The following is a 14,374-nucleotide window of genomic DNA, read 5'->3' on the forward strand; positions in this document are numbered from 1 at the left end:
ATAATCAGATGTCGAATTTCGATCTGATCGTCACCGGCGCCACGATCGCCACCGCAAGCGATACCTTTCAGGCCGATATCGGCATCCGGGATGGCCGCATCGCGGCGCTTGGCAGCGATCTGGGCAAGGCCGCCCGCGTGATCGACGCCACCGGCCTGCTGGCCCTGCCGGGCGGGATCGACGCGCATTGCCATATCGAACAGGAATCCTCGACCAAATTGATGACGGCGGATGATTTCTATTCCGGCAGCGTCTCGGCCGCGCATGGGGGAACCACCACGATCATACCCTTTGCCGCGCAGCATAAGGGGCAAAGCCTGCGCGAGGTGGTTCGCATCGCACATGAGCGTGCCGGCCCGAAATCGGTGATCGACTACGCCTTTCACCTGATCATTTCGGACCCCTCGCCGCAGGTCATGGGGCAGGAATTGCCGGCCCTGATCAAGGACGGCTATTGTTCCTTCAAGGTCTATATGACCTATGAATTGCTCAAGATCGACGACCGGCAGATGCTTGATGTGCTGTCACTGGCCCGCGAACATGGCGCGATGACCATGGTTCATGCCGAAAATAACGATGTGATCAACTGGATCAGCGAAAGGTTGCTGTCCCAGGGGCATGTCGCCCCAAAATTCCACGCCGTCAGCCATAATGCCATTGCCGAAAGCGAGGCCTCTCGCCGCGCCATCGATCTGGCACGGCTGGTGGATGCGCCGCTTCTGATCGTCCATGTCTCGACCCCCGAGGCGACGGCGGCGATCCGCGACGCGCGCAACAAGGGCCTGCGCATCTATGGCGAAACCTGCCCGCAATATCTGTTCCTGACCAAGGAGGATCTGGACCGGGAAGGGATGGAGGGTGCCAAATTCTGCTGCTCGCCCCCGCCGCGCGACAAGGCCGCGCAAGAGGCGATCTGGCTGGGCCTGAAGAATGGCAGCTTCGAGGTGTTTTCCTCTGACCATGCGCCCTATCGCTTTGATGACAGCGGCAAGCTGAATGCCGGGCCGAACCCCAGCTTCAAGAAGATCGCCAATGGCGTGCCGGGGTTAGAGATCCGCCTGCCGCTGTTATATTCCGAAGGGGTCAGGACCGGCCGCCTGACGCTGAACGAATTCGTCGCGCTGACCTCGACCAACGCGGCGAAGCTTTACGGGCTTCACCCGCGCAAGGGCACGATTGCCATTGGTTCCGACGCCGATCTGGTGCTGTTCGATCCTGAATGGAAACGCAGGATCACCACCGACATGCTGCACGACAATGTCGATTACACGCCCTATGAGGGCCGCGAATGTACCGGCTGGCCGCGGATGGTGCTGAGCCGCGGGCGCGTGGTGATCGAAGAGGGCGAATTGCAGGTCGAACGCGGCTCTGGCGCCTTTCTGGAGCGTGAACCTTCGCCGCCTGCGGATACCACTGCCAGTGCCGATACGCCCCTGGACCCCGCCGCCAATTTTGGCGCGAATATTCTGTGAGGTCGGACGATGATGCCGCTGATCCGCGTGATCAATCCGAATTCCAATTCCACAATCACCGCCCGCATGGCCGAGGCTCTGGCCCCGATGGCGCAAGCGGGTGGTCCGGCAATAGATTGCATCACCCTGGACGACGGGCCGGTTGGGGTTGCAAGCGACGCCGATATCGCGACCGCCGCGCCCTTGCTGCGCGATCATGTGGCCAATGACCGGGAGGCGTCGGCCTTTGTCATTGCCTGCTACAGCGATCCGGGGCTGTCCCTGGCACGCGAGGTCACGGATCGCCCCGTTTTGGGCATTGGTGAGGCCGCCGTGGCGACCGCGCTGACGCTTGGACAGAAATTCGGGGTGATCTCTGTCTCGGACTGGTCGGTTGACCGGCACGCGCGGGATATGACGCAGCGCGGCCTTGCTGCGCGCTGTACGGGCGATCGGCCCTTGCGGCTCAGCGTGCCCGACACCGCGACGCCAGAAGCCTTTTCCCGGATCCGCGAGGTTGCCTTGAATTTGCGCGATCAGGACGGCGCCGATGTCCTGATCACGGCCTGCGCGGGCCTGTCGCGCCATATGGCGCGGCTGGAGGCCGAGACCGGCCTGCCCGTTGTCGATCCCGTCCGGGCGGCCGTGGCCATCGCAATCGGTGTCCTGAACAGCCGCAGGGCCGCGCCATGACCAAGACGAAAATCCTGATCATCCAGGACGATCCGAAAGACAGCCTGCCGCAACTGGCCGCGGCCTTTCCCGATTGCGATTTTCACGCCTGCGCTGCCGATGAGACGGTCGAAGATGCGCTTGGCCGGGTCGGTCCCCAGATCGTTTTCGGCCTGCATGGCCTGCGCTTTCCGGCCCATACCCATGCCGCCGCGCTGAACTGCCCCACGGTGCGCTGGCTGCATAATGGCGGTGCCGGTGTGGACCATCTGCCGCCCTGGGATCCCCGGAAGGTGGTGGTCACAAACAGCGCCGGCGTCTCCAGCCGCTTCATGGCGGAAACCGTGACCGGCGCAATCCTGATGATGAATTTCGGCTTTCCCGCCTATCTGCGGCAGCAAGAGGCACATATCTGGCGCAAGCTGCCCTGGACCAGCCTGTCCGAAAAAACCGTCCTGATCGTCGGTCTGGGCGGGATCGGATCGGCGGTGGCCGAGCGTCTGCGGATGTTCGGCGCGCATGTGATCGGGGCGCGTCGGGGCAGCTCGGTCTGCCCGCATGTGGATGAACAGATCCCGATGGAACATCTGGCCAACGCCCTGCCGCGGGCGGATTACGTCTGCATCCATGTGCCCAATACCGCCGCGACGCATCATCTGGTTGACGCGGATTTCCTGTCGCGAATGCGGCCGGGCGCGATCCTCGTCAATACTTCGCGCGGCGCCCAGGTGGACGAGGTCGCCCTGATTTCCGCGCTTCAAGCTGGTCACCTGGGCGGCGCCTATCTCGACGTCTTCGCGACCGAGCCCTTGCCGCAGGATTCGGCGCTGTGGGATATGCCCAACGTCGTCATCTCACCGCATCACGCCGATGCGGCGCTTGGCTGGCAATCCGGCTCGGTCGCCTTCTTCACGGAAAATCTGAGGCGATATCTTGCCGGCCAGAGGATGACAAATATCTGCGATCCCCATCGGGGTTATTGAGCGTCGCCTGTTGACGTCTGCCCACCCGTTAAAACTGCCCTCGCGCATCCCAACCTCGAATTGTCAGGGGCGGGCGCGAGGGCGGGCTTTGCGGTCAGTCGCAGTTCCAGTACATGCGCGAGAAGTCGAAATCCCAGCTTTGCATGGGAACCCATTCATATCCCTTCAGGCAGGTGTTGACCGAAAAGCGGCGCTCTTGTGCCAGCAGCCAGACCGAGCGCTGATCCGCCACCAGTTTGCTGTAGATATCCTGATAGATCGCATTACGCGCATCGGTGTCCGTTTCGGCGCGTGAGGCATCAATCATCGCATCAATCTCGGGGTCCTGTACCCAATCCATACTGGCCCAGGTCCCGGCGCTTTTGCTGGAATATTGTACATAATAGACCGAATCCGGCGAAGGGTAGGTCGGTCCGAAGAAGACCTGGGTGGAATGCGGCGTCGTTTCGACCGAGCTGGCCAGTTCGGTGATGCGGTTCCATGGCTCAGGCTGGATCGTCACATCGAAGCCAATGGAGTCCAGCGTTGCCTTGAAGAGCAGGGCGATCTCTTCCTCGAAGGCGGTTTTCGAAACATAGGTATGCACCAGCGGGATCGGGCCCTGAGCGGCATATTTCGATTTCGCCAGCTCTTCTTGCGCGGCCTGCAAGTCAAAGACGGGCTCGGTCGCGCCTTCCGGCACCGCGGCCGAGAACACATCCGCAAGCGGGCCTTTCAGCGGCGCCCCGGGATAGATCACCTCGCGGATGGTGGCGTAATCCATGGCCATCGCAATGGCGCGGCGGACATGGATGTCATCCGTGGGCGCGGTCTGATTGTTCAGCTTGATGTAAAATCCCGTGGCCGAGGGCACGGCCAGCGTCTCGTAACCTTCCAGCTTGGCAATGCCATCATAGGTTTCGCTGGCCTGATATTGCGAGGAGATGCCCAACTCGCCCCGCTGCGCCAAAGCGCGCACCGTCGCCTCATCCCGCGTGACGACAAAGCGCAATTCGTCGATCGGCGCTGCATTCGGCCAGCCTGCGTGATAGTTTTCGTAACGCGCCATGGTCATCTGAGCGCCGCGATCCCAGCTTGCGAGGTTGTAGGGTCCCGCACCCTCGGGATTGTCAGCCAGATGTGCCTGACCCCAATCGTCGCCTTCAGGGATCGCGCCTTCATTCACCACCAGAAGCAGCGGCGTGATCGAGATGAACGGGGCATAGACCTTGGACAGGGTGAATTCCACGGTTCGGGAATCCGTGGCCTTGACCGCATCGGCCGAGATCACGTCGCTGAAGAGGTTCGCCGGGCCTTCATTCAGCTCCAGCAGGCGTTGAACCGAATAGACGACATCCGATGCCTCGACCGGGCTGCCATCCTGAAAGGTGGCGCCCTCTTTCAGCGTGAAGCGATAGGTCAGGCCGTCATCCGAGATGGTCCAGCTTTCAGCAAGCTGCGGGATGATCGTGCCGGTGCCATCCACCGTGGTCAGCGCGTCGTAAAGGTTCACGACCGCCATATACTCTGTGTAATCGTTGATCTTTGCGGGGTCGATGGTGCCAAAGATCTGGACCGTGTTCACGGTGATGGCGACCTTGTCGTCCTGCGCTGCCGCAGGCAATGCAGCCAGCATGGTCAGCGCAGTGGCGGAAAGCAGTTTCTTCATCTCTATCGTCTCCTGTCCTACCTGTTGGGTTAGCGGTTATTGGTTGCCGGATTGAGCTTTTCGAGCGGTGAAAATTCGTGTTGATAACCGAAATAGGCGGGACCGCTGAGGTCCAGCCCGGCCGGGCTGCGCCATTGCGGATCGGCGGGAAGGCCGATCAGCCGCAGCGCAAGCCCAAAGCGCAGCGTTTCTGTCGTGACGGGCAGCCCGCCATCAGCGTCCAGCGCGCAGATCAGATCCGGGGTCAACGCCAGCGGTTCGCCTTTGCCATCTTCGAGACAGAGAAACTCGTTCTGGAAGGACAGCGCGAAATCGCGACCCGCATCGGCCTCGACACCGCGCAGGATCGCCTTGCCACGGGCAAAGCCGCCGACCGTATTGCGTTCGATATCGACGACCCGCGCGGTGCACAGATCGAAGCCGCCGCATCGCTGGATCAATGCGTCGGCCGGGTGCCGGTTGGCGCGCCTTTCTCGGGCGATGGTCAGACCAAGTTCCCGGACCAGTCCAAGCGTGCCATGCAGCAACCCGGCTTTCATCTGTGCGCCACTCATCGGATAAAGCGCGACCAGCGCCGCGCCGCCCATTTCCACCGTCTGGGCGCGGGCCAGGCGCTCGGTCCAGATGTTAGAGATGGCGTTCAGAACCGAGGTGTTTCCCTTTTCATCCGCAATCACCATGGGCGTGGCGGCGATATCGTGCATCGTCATCGTCACCATCTGCAATTCGGGGAATGCCCGGCCCATGCCGTCACCGTCGATCAGGGGCAAGCCGGTGGCGGCTGCTACCGCGAAAGGAATGGTCGAATTCAGCCCGCCCGCCTCGATGCAGATCAGATAATCTGCCTTGCGCCCCAGATAGGCCTCCAGCGCGGCAAGGGCCGACAGCGCCTCGTTCCCATTGGGCAGCTTTTCCAGCATCACCGTGGGCGCGCCCATCATGCAAACCGGCACGCAGAGCGCATCGTCGGGCACATCGGCGGCGTCTACGACCTGCACCCGACCCTCTGCGCCCATGGCCGCCCGTGCCATCAGCTTGCCGATATAGGGATCACCCCCGCCACCTGTGCCCAGAAAGGCACCGCCAAGGGCGATGGCGTCCATGTCCCGGGACGTTACCTCGAAACCCATCAGACTGCCTCCGTCATGGGACGATAAGCAAGGTCCGGGTATCCGAAGGCCGCCGGTCCCACCACCTCAAGCGCCTGCGCCGAGCGCAGCAATTCGTGACACGGCAGCGCCAGCACGGCGATGCGCTGGCCATAGCGCAGCACTTCGGTGGTCAGCGGCAACCCCGTGTCCAGATCCAGAACCACGACCAGATCGGGCACGCAGACCTGCATCTCGCCATCGCGGCGGAAGATCAGAAATTCGTTCTGAATGGTGATTTCGCCCAGCGAGCCGCGGCAGTTGTCCAGCCCCTCGATGCTGGCGATGCCGACATTGAAGCCGCGCGCGAAATGCCGCTTCAGGTCGCTGATCTTGCCCGAGAAGATATGCCGCCCGCCTTCGCGTTCGCAAATGGCGGCAATGGGGTCGTCATGCTGGGCACGCGCGGTCATCACCGCCCGGCCCAGCCCGATGGCCTGGGTATAGCTGTGCGGGATGGCGTGGCGTTTGAAGAACGCGCCGCTCATCGGGGCCGAGGCCAGAACCGAGGCGCCGCCTTGCGAGATCACGCAGGCCCGCGCCATGGTCTCGTGCCATTTTTCAGAAATCGCGTGTTCGAAGCAGACCGCATTCCCATGGGGGTCGCACATCACCGACGGCGTCGAGCGATGGCCGTAAATCGCGTAGGTCGTCATCTGCATTTCGGGAAAGGCGCGACCCATCCCGTCGCCATCCACCACCGGCAGGTCGGCATAGCCTGCGGTGATCAACGGTTCCATCGAGTTCTGCCCCCCGATTTCCTCGCATCCCACGGCATCGGCCTTGAAGCCAAGCCGATCCTCCAGCGCGCGCAGGCAGCGCAGCCCCTCGCGCCCTTCCTTCAGCCGTTCGAAAGAAACCAGCGGCGCGCCAATGCCGCCCAGCGGCACCACGCGAGCCTCATCATCCAGCGCCTCGATGGGCAGGATCGACAGGCGATAACCCTCGCGCAGCGACTGGCGCGCGCGCAGCTTGCCGATATAGGGATTGCCGCCGCCGCCGGTGCCCAGGATGCCCGAGCCGATTTCCAGCGCGTCGATATCCTCTTCGGTGAGGTGCCAGAGCTTATCCTTGAAGTCAGACATTCAGATCACCCATATCGCCGACGACCTTCAGGTGAATTCGGGTGGCATTGCCGGGCAGATAGGCCAGCGGCACATCCTCGCGTTCGATCACGGTCAGCGTGTCGGCGCGCGCACCCGCCGCAATCGCGGTCTCGCGCGCTTCGGTTTCGGCGGCGGACAGACACTGATCGCGCGTCGTGCCCTCCAGCGCGAAAATGCGGTCCACTTCGCCCGAGATCTGCGCGATGGCTGCGCCCACGGCGTTGGCCACGGCAAAGTTTTCGGGGCGGATGACATCCAGATCGCCGATCCTTTCCGGCGCCAGGATCGAGCCGCCACCGACGGCGATCACCGGGATAGGGTCGGGGCTGATCCGGCTGCGCTCCACAGCCATTTCCAGCATCTCGGCAATCCTGGCCTTCGCGGCGTCTACCAGTGCCGGGTCGATGGACTGGACCTTGGACGCGTCGCCGACCTCGGCCATTCCCGCGCGCACGGCAATATCCGTGGTTGTCAGTGTATCGCCGCCAAAGCACAGCGCCTCTGTCGTCAGGCGGTAGCCCACCGATTTCGGGCCGACCGTCAGATCATCGGGCCCGCCCGTGACGATGGTCCCGCCGCCGAGCCCGATGGAAAACACATCCGGCATGCGGAAGTTGGTGCGCACCCCGCCCACATCGACCACGGTCGCCGCCTGCCGTGGAAAGCCATGCTGCAAGGCGCCGACATCGGTGGTGGTGCCGCCAATGTCGATGACGATGGCATCCTTGACCCCGGTCAGGAAGGCCGCGCCGCGCATGGAATTCGTCGGCCCCGAGGCAAAGGTCAGCACCGGGAAACGCCGCACCGTATCGGCCGCCATCAGCGTGCCGTCGTTCTGGGTCACGAAGAAGGGGCAGTTCAGGCCGGATTCTCGCAGGGCGCGTCCGAATGCCTCGACCGTGTGATCCGACAGGCTCAGCAGCGAGGCATTCATGATCGCCGCGCTCTCGCGTTCCAGCAGACCGATGCGGCCGATCTCGCTGGAAAGCACGACCGACAGGCCGGGGCAATGCTGCAGCAGCAGGTCGCGGGCGCGCTCTTCCATATCGCGGTTGATCGGAGAAAAGACCGACGAGATCGCCGCCGCCTTGATACCAAGGTCGGTGATTTCGCCGGCAATGCGGATCAGTTCATCCTCATCCAGCGGGGCGATCTCGCGGCCGTCGAACTCATAGCCGCCGCGCAGCATGTAGCGATGGCCGCCGACCATTTCGACCAGATCCTCGGGCCAGTCGACCATCGGCGGCAGGCAGGCCGTGGCGGGCAGGCCCAGTCGGATCGCGGCGACCGGGTCCAGATGGCGCCGCTCGATCACCGCATTGGTGAAATGGGTGGTGCCGATCATCGTGACGTCGATGGCATCGCGGGCCACGCCGGCCTTTGCAATCACGGCTTCCAGCGCGGCGCTGATGCCGCTCATCACATCTTCGGTGGTCGAACTTTTCACCCCGGCCAGGACCTCGCGGTCGCGCAGGATCACCGCGTCGGTATTAGTTCCACCAACGTCGATACCAAGTCTCAGAACCATGTCGCCTCCTTTTATCTCATGCCGCCGAGGACACGAGGAACCTTTGTTTTTCAGCTTCTGTTACATGCGGTTTCGCGGCTTCCTCGGCATCGGTAATGACCGGGATCGCGGCGATCAGCGCGCGGGTATAGGGGTGTTGCGGGTCGGCAAAGACATCCGCGGGACGACCCTGTTCGACAATCTCGCCCTTCAGCATGATCGCAATGCGCGAGCAGAAATTGCGCATCAGCGACAAGTCGTGGCTGATGAAAAGATAGGTCAGGCCCAGATCGTCGCGCAATTCTTCCAGCAGCGCGATCACCCGTTTCTGGACCGAGACATCCAGCGCCGAGGTGGGCTCATCCAGCACGATCAGGCGCGGATTGGCGGCCAGGGCGCGGGCAATGGCGACGCGCTGTTTCTGCCCGCCCGACAACTCGTGCGGATAGCGCGACAGGAAATGGCGTGGCAGATCGACGCGTTCCAGCAGTTCTTCCATGCGGCGGGTCTGATCACGCGCCGCCATGCCGGTGAATTTCAGCGGCACCGACAGCGTCTGCGACACCGTGCGCTTGGGGTTCAGCGAGGTGCCGGGGTTCTGATAGACGATCTGCGCCATGGCCCGGTCAGCCCGGCCCCCGACCATCGTGGACAGGTTCACCCCATCAAGCAGAACCTGCCCCCGGCTGGGCTGCATGATGCCCATGACCATGCGGGCCACGGTGGTCTTGCCCGATCCGCTTTCCCCGGCCAGCCCGAAGATCTCGCCGCTGCGAATGTCCAGATCGACGCCCTTCACGGCCTCGGTCACGCGATTGGGCCGCAGCAGGCGCTTTTCGGTAAAGCTCTTGCCGACACCTTCCAGCCGGACCAGGCTTTGCCCGCTGGTTTCGGGCTGATCCTTGACCAGCGGCCCGTAAAGCGGCGGGATCGCCCCGATCAATTCGCGCGCATAATCGGTCTGCGGTGCTTCGAAGATCCGCTGCAAGGGGCCATGTTCGACGATCTCGCCCTTGCACATGACATAGACGTAATCCGCCGTCATCCGCACCACGCCAAGGTTATGCGTGATCATCAGCAGCGACAGCCCGTCTTTTCTCACCAGTTCATTGATCAGATGCAGGATTTCGTCCTGCGTGGTCACGTCCAGCGCGGTGCCGGGCTCATCGGCGATCAGCAGGGCAGGGCGGTTCATCAGGGCCAGTGCAATCAGCACCCGCTGCCGCATGCCGCCGGAAAGCTGCGATGGATAGGCGGCCATGACGCGGTCCGGCTCGCCCAGTTGCACCTTCAGCAGGGTTTCGCGGATGCGCGCCTGCCGTTCCGCGCGGCTGGATCTTTTGCCAGCCCGCCGGTCGGCCCAATACATCACATCCTCAAGATGACGGCCGATGGTGAAGACCGGGTTGAACGAGGACAACGGGTCCTGCATGACCACGCTCATCTCGATGCCTTTCAGCGCCTCACGCGCGGCATCGCTTTTGGTCAGCAGATCCTCGCCCCGCCACAGGATCTGACCCCCATCGACCGAGGCATTGCCCGGCAACGTGTTCAGCACCGCCTTCGACGTGACGGATTTCCCCGAACCGGTTTCCCCGATCAACGCGACCCGCTGACCCTGCGCAATCTTCAGAGAGATATCGCGCAGCACATGCGCCCGTTGTCCATAGCTGGCGAAAGAGAGGTTCAGATTTCGGATTTCAAGCAGATCCACGGTTCAGACCTCCACGTCGAACATGTCGCGCAGCCCGTCACCCAAAAGGTTGAACCCAAGCGTCGCGTAAAAGATGGCCAGACCCGGTGCCAGCACGCCCCACCAGTTTTCCGGCAGGAACTGGCGGCCATCGGCGACCATCGTGCCCAGATCCGGCGTCGGCGGCTGCACACCCAGCCCCAGAAAGGACAGGGTCGCACCGAAGAGGATGATGAAGGCGGCATCCAGCGTCGTCTTGACCGAGATGACCGAGACGCAATTGGGCAGGATCTCTTTCGTCAGGATGTGCCAGTGTGAAGCGCCCGACAGGCGTGCGGCCTCGATGAAATCCTCGGTCGCGACGGATTTCGACACGCGATAGACAAGCCGCGCATGCCAGGTCCACCACAGCATGGCGATGGCGATCATCGCGTTGGTCAGGCTGGGCGTCAGCACATTGCCCACGGCCAGCGCCATGACCAGTGGCGGGATCGCCAGCATGACATTTGTAAAGCCCGCGATCAGCGTCTCGACCCTGCCCGAGAAATAGCCCGCCAGCAGACCAAGTGCGCCGCCGATCGGGACCGCGATCGCCAACACGCCCACAACCAGCAGCAGCGAGACCCGAAAGCCGAACAGAACACGGCTCAGAATGTCGCGGCCCACCTTGTCGGCGCCCAGCAGATAGGTGGCGTCAGGGGCGTGATGCTTGTTCCGGAAATCGATCACCGCGCCGGCATGATCCGGAAAGGGCGCGATCCAGGGCGCAAGCAAGGCCGCCAGCAGGACCGAGATCACCATCAGCGCGCCGATGATCGCGACGGGGTTTGCGCGAAACCGCATCCAGGCCATCTGGCGCGCGGTCAGCACCGTGATATCGTCATTATCCATTGCAGACATCAGCGGCTCTCCTTCAGGCGCAGCCGTGGGTCTATCAGGCCGATGACCAGATCGATCAGCAGATTGGCGATCACGAAGAAGCAGCCCGAGACCAGCACCACGGCCATAACCGTGTTCAGATCTTTTTGCAGGATCGCCTCTAACCCGGCCGAGGCGAAGCCACCCCAGGAAAACACCATCTCGACCACGAAGGCATTGCCGATCAGCGAGGCGAATTCCAGGCCCATGATGGTCAGCGGTGCGATGGCCGACAGCTTCAGCAGATAGCGAAAGGTAACCACCCGGCCCGGCACGCCAAAGCTGCGCAGCGTTTGTACATGGTCACGCCGCTGATGTTCGATCATCGCAGACCGTGTGATCCGCATGATCTGCCCGATGCCCGACAGCGAAAGTGCCAGCGCGGGAAAAAGCAGATGTCTCAACGCATCCAGCGACACCTGAAGCTGACCCGTCAGCACGCCGTCCAGCACCAGCAGGCCGGTCGGCCCCTGAAAGCCCGAATATTCCTGCGACAGCCGCCCCAGAATAGGCCAATCGGTCAGATAAAACGCCGCGCCCAGCTGAAACAGGATCGCGACCAGAAAGCTTGGCATGGTCACCCCGACCAGCGAGACCAGGCGCAGGATCGTGTCGGGCCAGCCATTGCGATAGCGCGCCGCCAGAACGCCAAGCGGCAGCCCCAGCAACAGCATGAAGACAAGCGACAGCAGCACCAGTTCCAGCGTCGCAGGCAGCAGCGCGGCCAGCTCTTGCGCCACGGGCTTGCCCGAGATCAGCGAATTTCCGAAATCGCCCTGAACCGCGCCTGTCAGGAAATGCCAGAACTGAACGGGTAGCGGATCGTCCAGCCCCATCTCGACGCGCAGCTCTGCCACCTGCGCTTCGCTGGCCGTCGGCCCCAATGCGATCCGCGCCGGATCGCCGGGAACCACGCGCGCCAGGACAAAAATCATCAGCGCCAGGACCAGCAACACACCCGCGAACCCTACGATTCGCCTGAGCAGGAATTCGGCAAAGCCGGATGTCATCGAGCTACCTCCCTGTTGTCGATGCAGACAAGGCTGTCAGGACGATGCGCGCCGCGATAGATGTTCGTGGGCTAGGTTTTCAGCTAACTGGGATAGGTTTTGCGCGTCAGGAGGCCAGCAGCGCCCGTTCCCGCGCCTCGGCAAGCGCGGTTCTTCGATCCGTGGCGCCCAGCTTGCGATAGATATTGCGCAGGTGAAACTTCACCGTTGGCAGGCTCAATTCCATCTCTCGCGCGATATCCTTGTTCGAGCATCCCTCGGACAACAGCAGCAGCGTGCGCCACTCCTGACGCGACAGCGGCCCGCTGCCAACCGCCTGCAGGGCACCGCGGCGCAGGTTGCGGGGCAGGGGGGCGTTACGCATCTCGCCCTGCATGATCTGCGGATCGTCCAGCAAGGGCATCAGAAAGCCACGCTCTTCCATCAGCGGGGCGGCCGTATTGCGGTCAGCACAGCGGGCCAGAAGACGCAGCAGCGCGGTTCGGGCGGGCTTCACGCGCCCCTGACGACGCTCGGCCCAGACCTGCCAGACCGCCAGACAAAGCTGCTGACGCGGCGTGACCGATGCGTTCTTTTCGATGGCGCGAAGACGCAGCAGCAGATCAGGATGGCGGGGTGTCTCGAATGTCTGCTGGCGCAGCCATAGCAAGGCCTGTGCGACATCCTCGCCATCGCGCAGATCGGCAAGGTTTTCGCCCGATGCCTGCATCCAGTTGCGCCCGATCCGCAGGGCCATGTCTTCCAGCCGCAACCGGGCCTCGCGCCAGCGTCTTGCGCTTTGCAGCGTGGCGATTTCGCGCTGCTCGATCAGCACCTGAAAGCGCCGCGTGCGCCAGGCCGGTACTTTCCAGCCGTCGATATAGGCCATGGCCGCAGGCACGCCGCGCAATTGCAGCAGGGCTTCGGCCCCATAGGCCAGCGCCATGGTCGCGATCGACGGCCATAATTCACCATAGAGGAAGGTCTCAAAGGCTGTTTCGGCGAAATCCACCATGGGTTGCGGATCGCCGGTTTCATAGGCGGCGATGGCGCGCAGCAGCGCAATGAAGCCGTGATCCTGGCTGCTGGCGAAAGGCACCTTGGCCAACGACGCCCCGGCCGCCTCAAGATGCGGCTGCGCCTGTCCCGCTGCGCTGCAATGCAAGGCAATCACCGTGCGATGCAGATGGATGAAAAAGGACAGGTAATGCGCGCCTGCAGCCTTGTAATGGCGAATGGCGCGGCGCGCGGCATCGTCAGCCTCGCCATAGCGGGCGGCGCGGATATGCAGCTCCAGCACGGCATTATAGACCGCCCCGCGCATCAATTGCCGTTCCGGCGGAATGCGCGACAGCAATGCGGCGCCTTCGTCCAGAAAGCGCTGACGACTGACGTCGCTGCGATAGATCGCCAGCATGATGCGGCAAAAGCGCAAAGCCAGCGGCACGCTATCGGGGTTCTTCAGCGGCCTGCCCAGATCGATCAGCGCACCACCCGCGGCATTGGCCAGGATCACGCTGGCGCGTTGCGTATCGCCGCTTTTCGCTGCCATGAAGAATTCGAGGCCGACGACCTCGGGGTCAGAAGCGTCACGAAAGGCGTCACGCAACCGGGCGGCTGCGTCGAAGCCATGCAGATGGCCATAAAGATGTCCGCCAGCTTCGTGAAACGCATCTAAGGCGCGTCGGTGCTGCCCCTGGGCCAGATGGCCCAGGATCAGATCTGTGGGCGTGGCGGCGGCAGTCATATCGCCGGACCATGCGCGACCAGCGCGAGTCAGCCACGCCGCCAATCTTTGGTTGTGAACGAACCATTTGCCGCTGCGATAGCTGGCCAGAGGGACAAGTTGCAGCAGCGCGGCACGTTCCGCCGCGCGGATATGCGCATCATCTGTTCCCTCTTCGTTATGCGCCAACCGCAGCAACATGTGCCGAAGTGGTGGTTCCATGGCAGAGAGCAAGCCATGCAGCAGCGTAACCGGATCCTTCTCGTCTTCAAGGCAGGCCGACAGCGCGGGCCACCCGGCAGATTGCGCGTAATGCGGATCCTCGAAGGCGCTGTTGAACAACTCCAGATTGGTGATCAACTGCATGTCGGGACTGGCTGCGACATGCAGGGTGATCCCCTTGTCACCTAGCACCTGGCGCAAAGCCTCCCGCCCGCAACCGGGCAGCGCTATCACCGCGATGTCGCGCACGCCATCCAGATGCAGCCGATCCGCCCAGGCAGCAAGTTCCTCAATGTTCGGCATATTATCCG

Annotated in this window: 11 protein-coding genes; 3 read left to right on the forward strand and 8 right to left on the reverse strand. The window is 62.9% G+C overall.

Annotated features, from left to right (window positions below):
* The first annotated feature begins 8 nt into the window (after window positions 1-8).
* The 3 genes from hydA to JHX87_RS03135 are packed head-to-tail and all read left to right on the forward strand — an operon-like array spanning window position 9 to window position 3,106.
* Window positions 9-1,472: a dihydropyrimidinase gene (hydA, locus tag JHX87_RS03125; RefSeq protein ID WP_271886385.1), complete on the forward strand. Its 1,464-nt coding sequence runs from the start codon at window positions 9-11 to the stop codon at window positions 1,470-1,472.
* A gap of 9 nt (window positions 1,473-1,481) precedes the next feature.
* A complete protein-coding gene (locus tag JHX87_RS03130; protein WP_271886386.1) occupies window positions 1,482-2,144 on the forward strand; it encodes an aspartate/glutamate racemase family protein in 663 nt (220 codons plus the stop codon).
* Window positions 2,141-3,106, forward strand: a complete 966-nt coding sequence (locus tag JHX87_RS03135) for a D-2-hydroxyacid dehydrogenase (protein ID WP_271886387.1) — start codon at window positions 2,141-2,143, stop codon at window positions 3,104-3,106. Before JHX87_RS03130 ends, JHX87_RS03135 begins: the two co-directional genes overlap by 4 nt.
* Before the next feature lie 94 nt (window positions 3,107-3,200).
* Here the strand turns inward: JHX87_RS03135 and JHX87_RS03140 are convergent, their stop codons facing one another.
* From JHX87_RS03140 to JHX87_RS03175, 8 genes are all read right to left on the reverse strand, one after another.
* Window positions 3,201-4,754 (reverse strand): ABC transporter substrate-binding protein, encoded by a 1,554-nt coding sequence (locus JHX87_RS03140; protein WP_271886388.1) that lies wholly within the window; start codon window positions 4,752-4,754, stop codon window positions 3,201-3,203.
* Window positions 4,755-4,783: 29 nt separating this feature from the next.
* Entirely contained in the window at window positions 4,784-5,884 is a 1,101-nt protein-coding gene (locus JHX87_RS03145; protein ID WP_271886389.1) for a DUF917 domain-containing protein, read from the reverse strand.
* A complete protein-coding gene (locus JHX87_RS03150; RefSeq protein ID WP_271886390.1) occupies window positions 5,884-6,987 on the reverse strand; it encodes a DUF917 domain-containing protein in 1,104 nt (367 codons plus the stop codon). Before JHX87_RS03150 ends, JHX87_RS03145 begins: the two co-directional genes overlap by 1 nt.
* Window positions 6,980-8,536 carry a hydantoinase/oxoprolinase family protein gene (locus JHX87_RS03155; RefSeq protein ID WP_271886391.1) on the reverse strand — a complete coding sequence of 519 codons (1,557 nt, stop codon included), beginning with the start codon at window positions 8,534-8,536 and terminating at the stop codon, window positions 6,980-6,982. Before JHX87_RS03155 ends, JHX87_RS03150 begins: the two co-directional genes overlap by 8 nt.
* A gap of 16 nt (window positions 8,537-8,552) precedes the next feature.
* On the reverse strand, window positions 8,553-10,229 hold the full coding sequence (locus tag JHX87_RS03160; RefSeq protein ID WP_271886392.1) for a dipeptide ABC transporter ATP-binding protein: 1,677 nt from the start codon (window positions 10,227-10,229) through the stop codon (window positions 8,553-8,555).
* A 3-nt stretch (window positions 10,230-10,232) separates the two neighbouring features.
* Window positions 10,233-11,108, reverse strand: a complete 876-nt coding sequence (locus JHX87_RS03165) for an ABC transporter permease (RefSeq protein ID WP_271886393.1) — start codon at window positions 11,106-11,108, stop codon at window positions 10,233-10,235.
* Window positions 11,108-12,136, reverse strand: coding sequence for an ABC transporter permease (locus JHX87_RS03170; RefSeq protein WP_271886394.1), 1,029 nt, complete (start codon window positions 12,134-12,136; stop codon window positions 11,108-11,110). The genes JHX87_RS03165 and JHX87_RS03170 overlap by 1 nt, the downstream gene beginning before the upstream one ends.
* A gap of 106 nt (window positions 12,137-12,242) precedes the next feature.
* Window positions 12,243-14,366 carry a helix-turn-helix transcriptional regulator gene (locus tag JHX87_RS03175; RefSeq protein ID WP_271886395.1) on the reverse strand — a complete coding sequence of 708 codons (2,124 nt, stop codon included), beginning with the start codon at window positions 14,364-14,366 and terminating at the stop codon, window positions 12,243-12,245.
* Window positions 14,367-14,374: the final 8 nt, after the last annotated feature.

The sequence above is a fragment of the Paracoccus fistulariae genome, assembly GCF_028553785.1.
Lineage (GTDB): Bacteria > Pseudomonadota > Alphaproteobacteria > Rhodobacterales > Rhodobacteraceae > Paracoccus > Paracoccus fistulariae.

Excerpts from the sequence above, each read along its gene's own strand:
- hydA (WP_271886385.1), top strand. The coding sequence starts at position 9 with ATGTCGAATTTCGATCTGATCGTCACCGGCGCCACGATCGCCACCGCA.
- JHX87_RS03130 (WP_271886386.1), top strand. The coding sequence starts at position 1,482 with ATGATGCCGCTGATCCGCGTGATCAATCCGAATTCCAATTCCACAATC.
- JHX87_RS03135 (WP_271886387.1), top strand. The coding sequence starts at position 2,141 with ATGACCAAGACGAAAATCCTGATCATCCAGGACGATCCGAAAGACAGC.
- JHX87_RS03140 (WP_271886388.1), bottom strand. The coding sequence starts at position 4,754 with ATGAAGAAACTGCTTTCCGCCACTGCGCTGACCATGCTGGCTGCATTG.
- JHX87_RS03145 (WP_271886389.1), bottom strand. The coding sequence starts at position 5,884 with ATGGGTTTCGAGGTAACGTCCCGGGACATGGACGCCATCGCCCTTGGC.
- JHX87_RS03150 (WP_271886390.1), bottom strand. The coding sequence starts at position 6,987 with ATGTCTGACTTCAAGGATAAGCTCTGGCACCTCACCGAAGAGGATATC.
- JHX87_RS03155 (WP_271886391.1), bottom strand. The coding sequence starts at position 8,536 with ATGGTTCTGAGACTTGGTATCGACGTTGGTGGAACTAATACCGACGCG.
- JHX87_RS03165 (WP_271886393.1), bottom strand. The coding sequence starts at position 11,108 with ATGTCTGCAATGGATAATGACGATATCACGGTGCTGACCGCGCGCCAG.
- JHX87_RS03170 (WP_271886394.1), bottom strand. The coding sequence starts at position 12,136 with ATGACATCCGGCTTTGCCGAATTCCTGCTCAGGCGAATCGTAGGGTTC.
- JHX87_RS03175 (WP_271886395.1), bottom strand. The coding sequence starts at position 14,366 with ATGCCGAACATTGAGGAACTTGCTGCCTGGGCGGATCGGCTGCATCTG.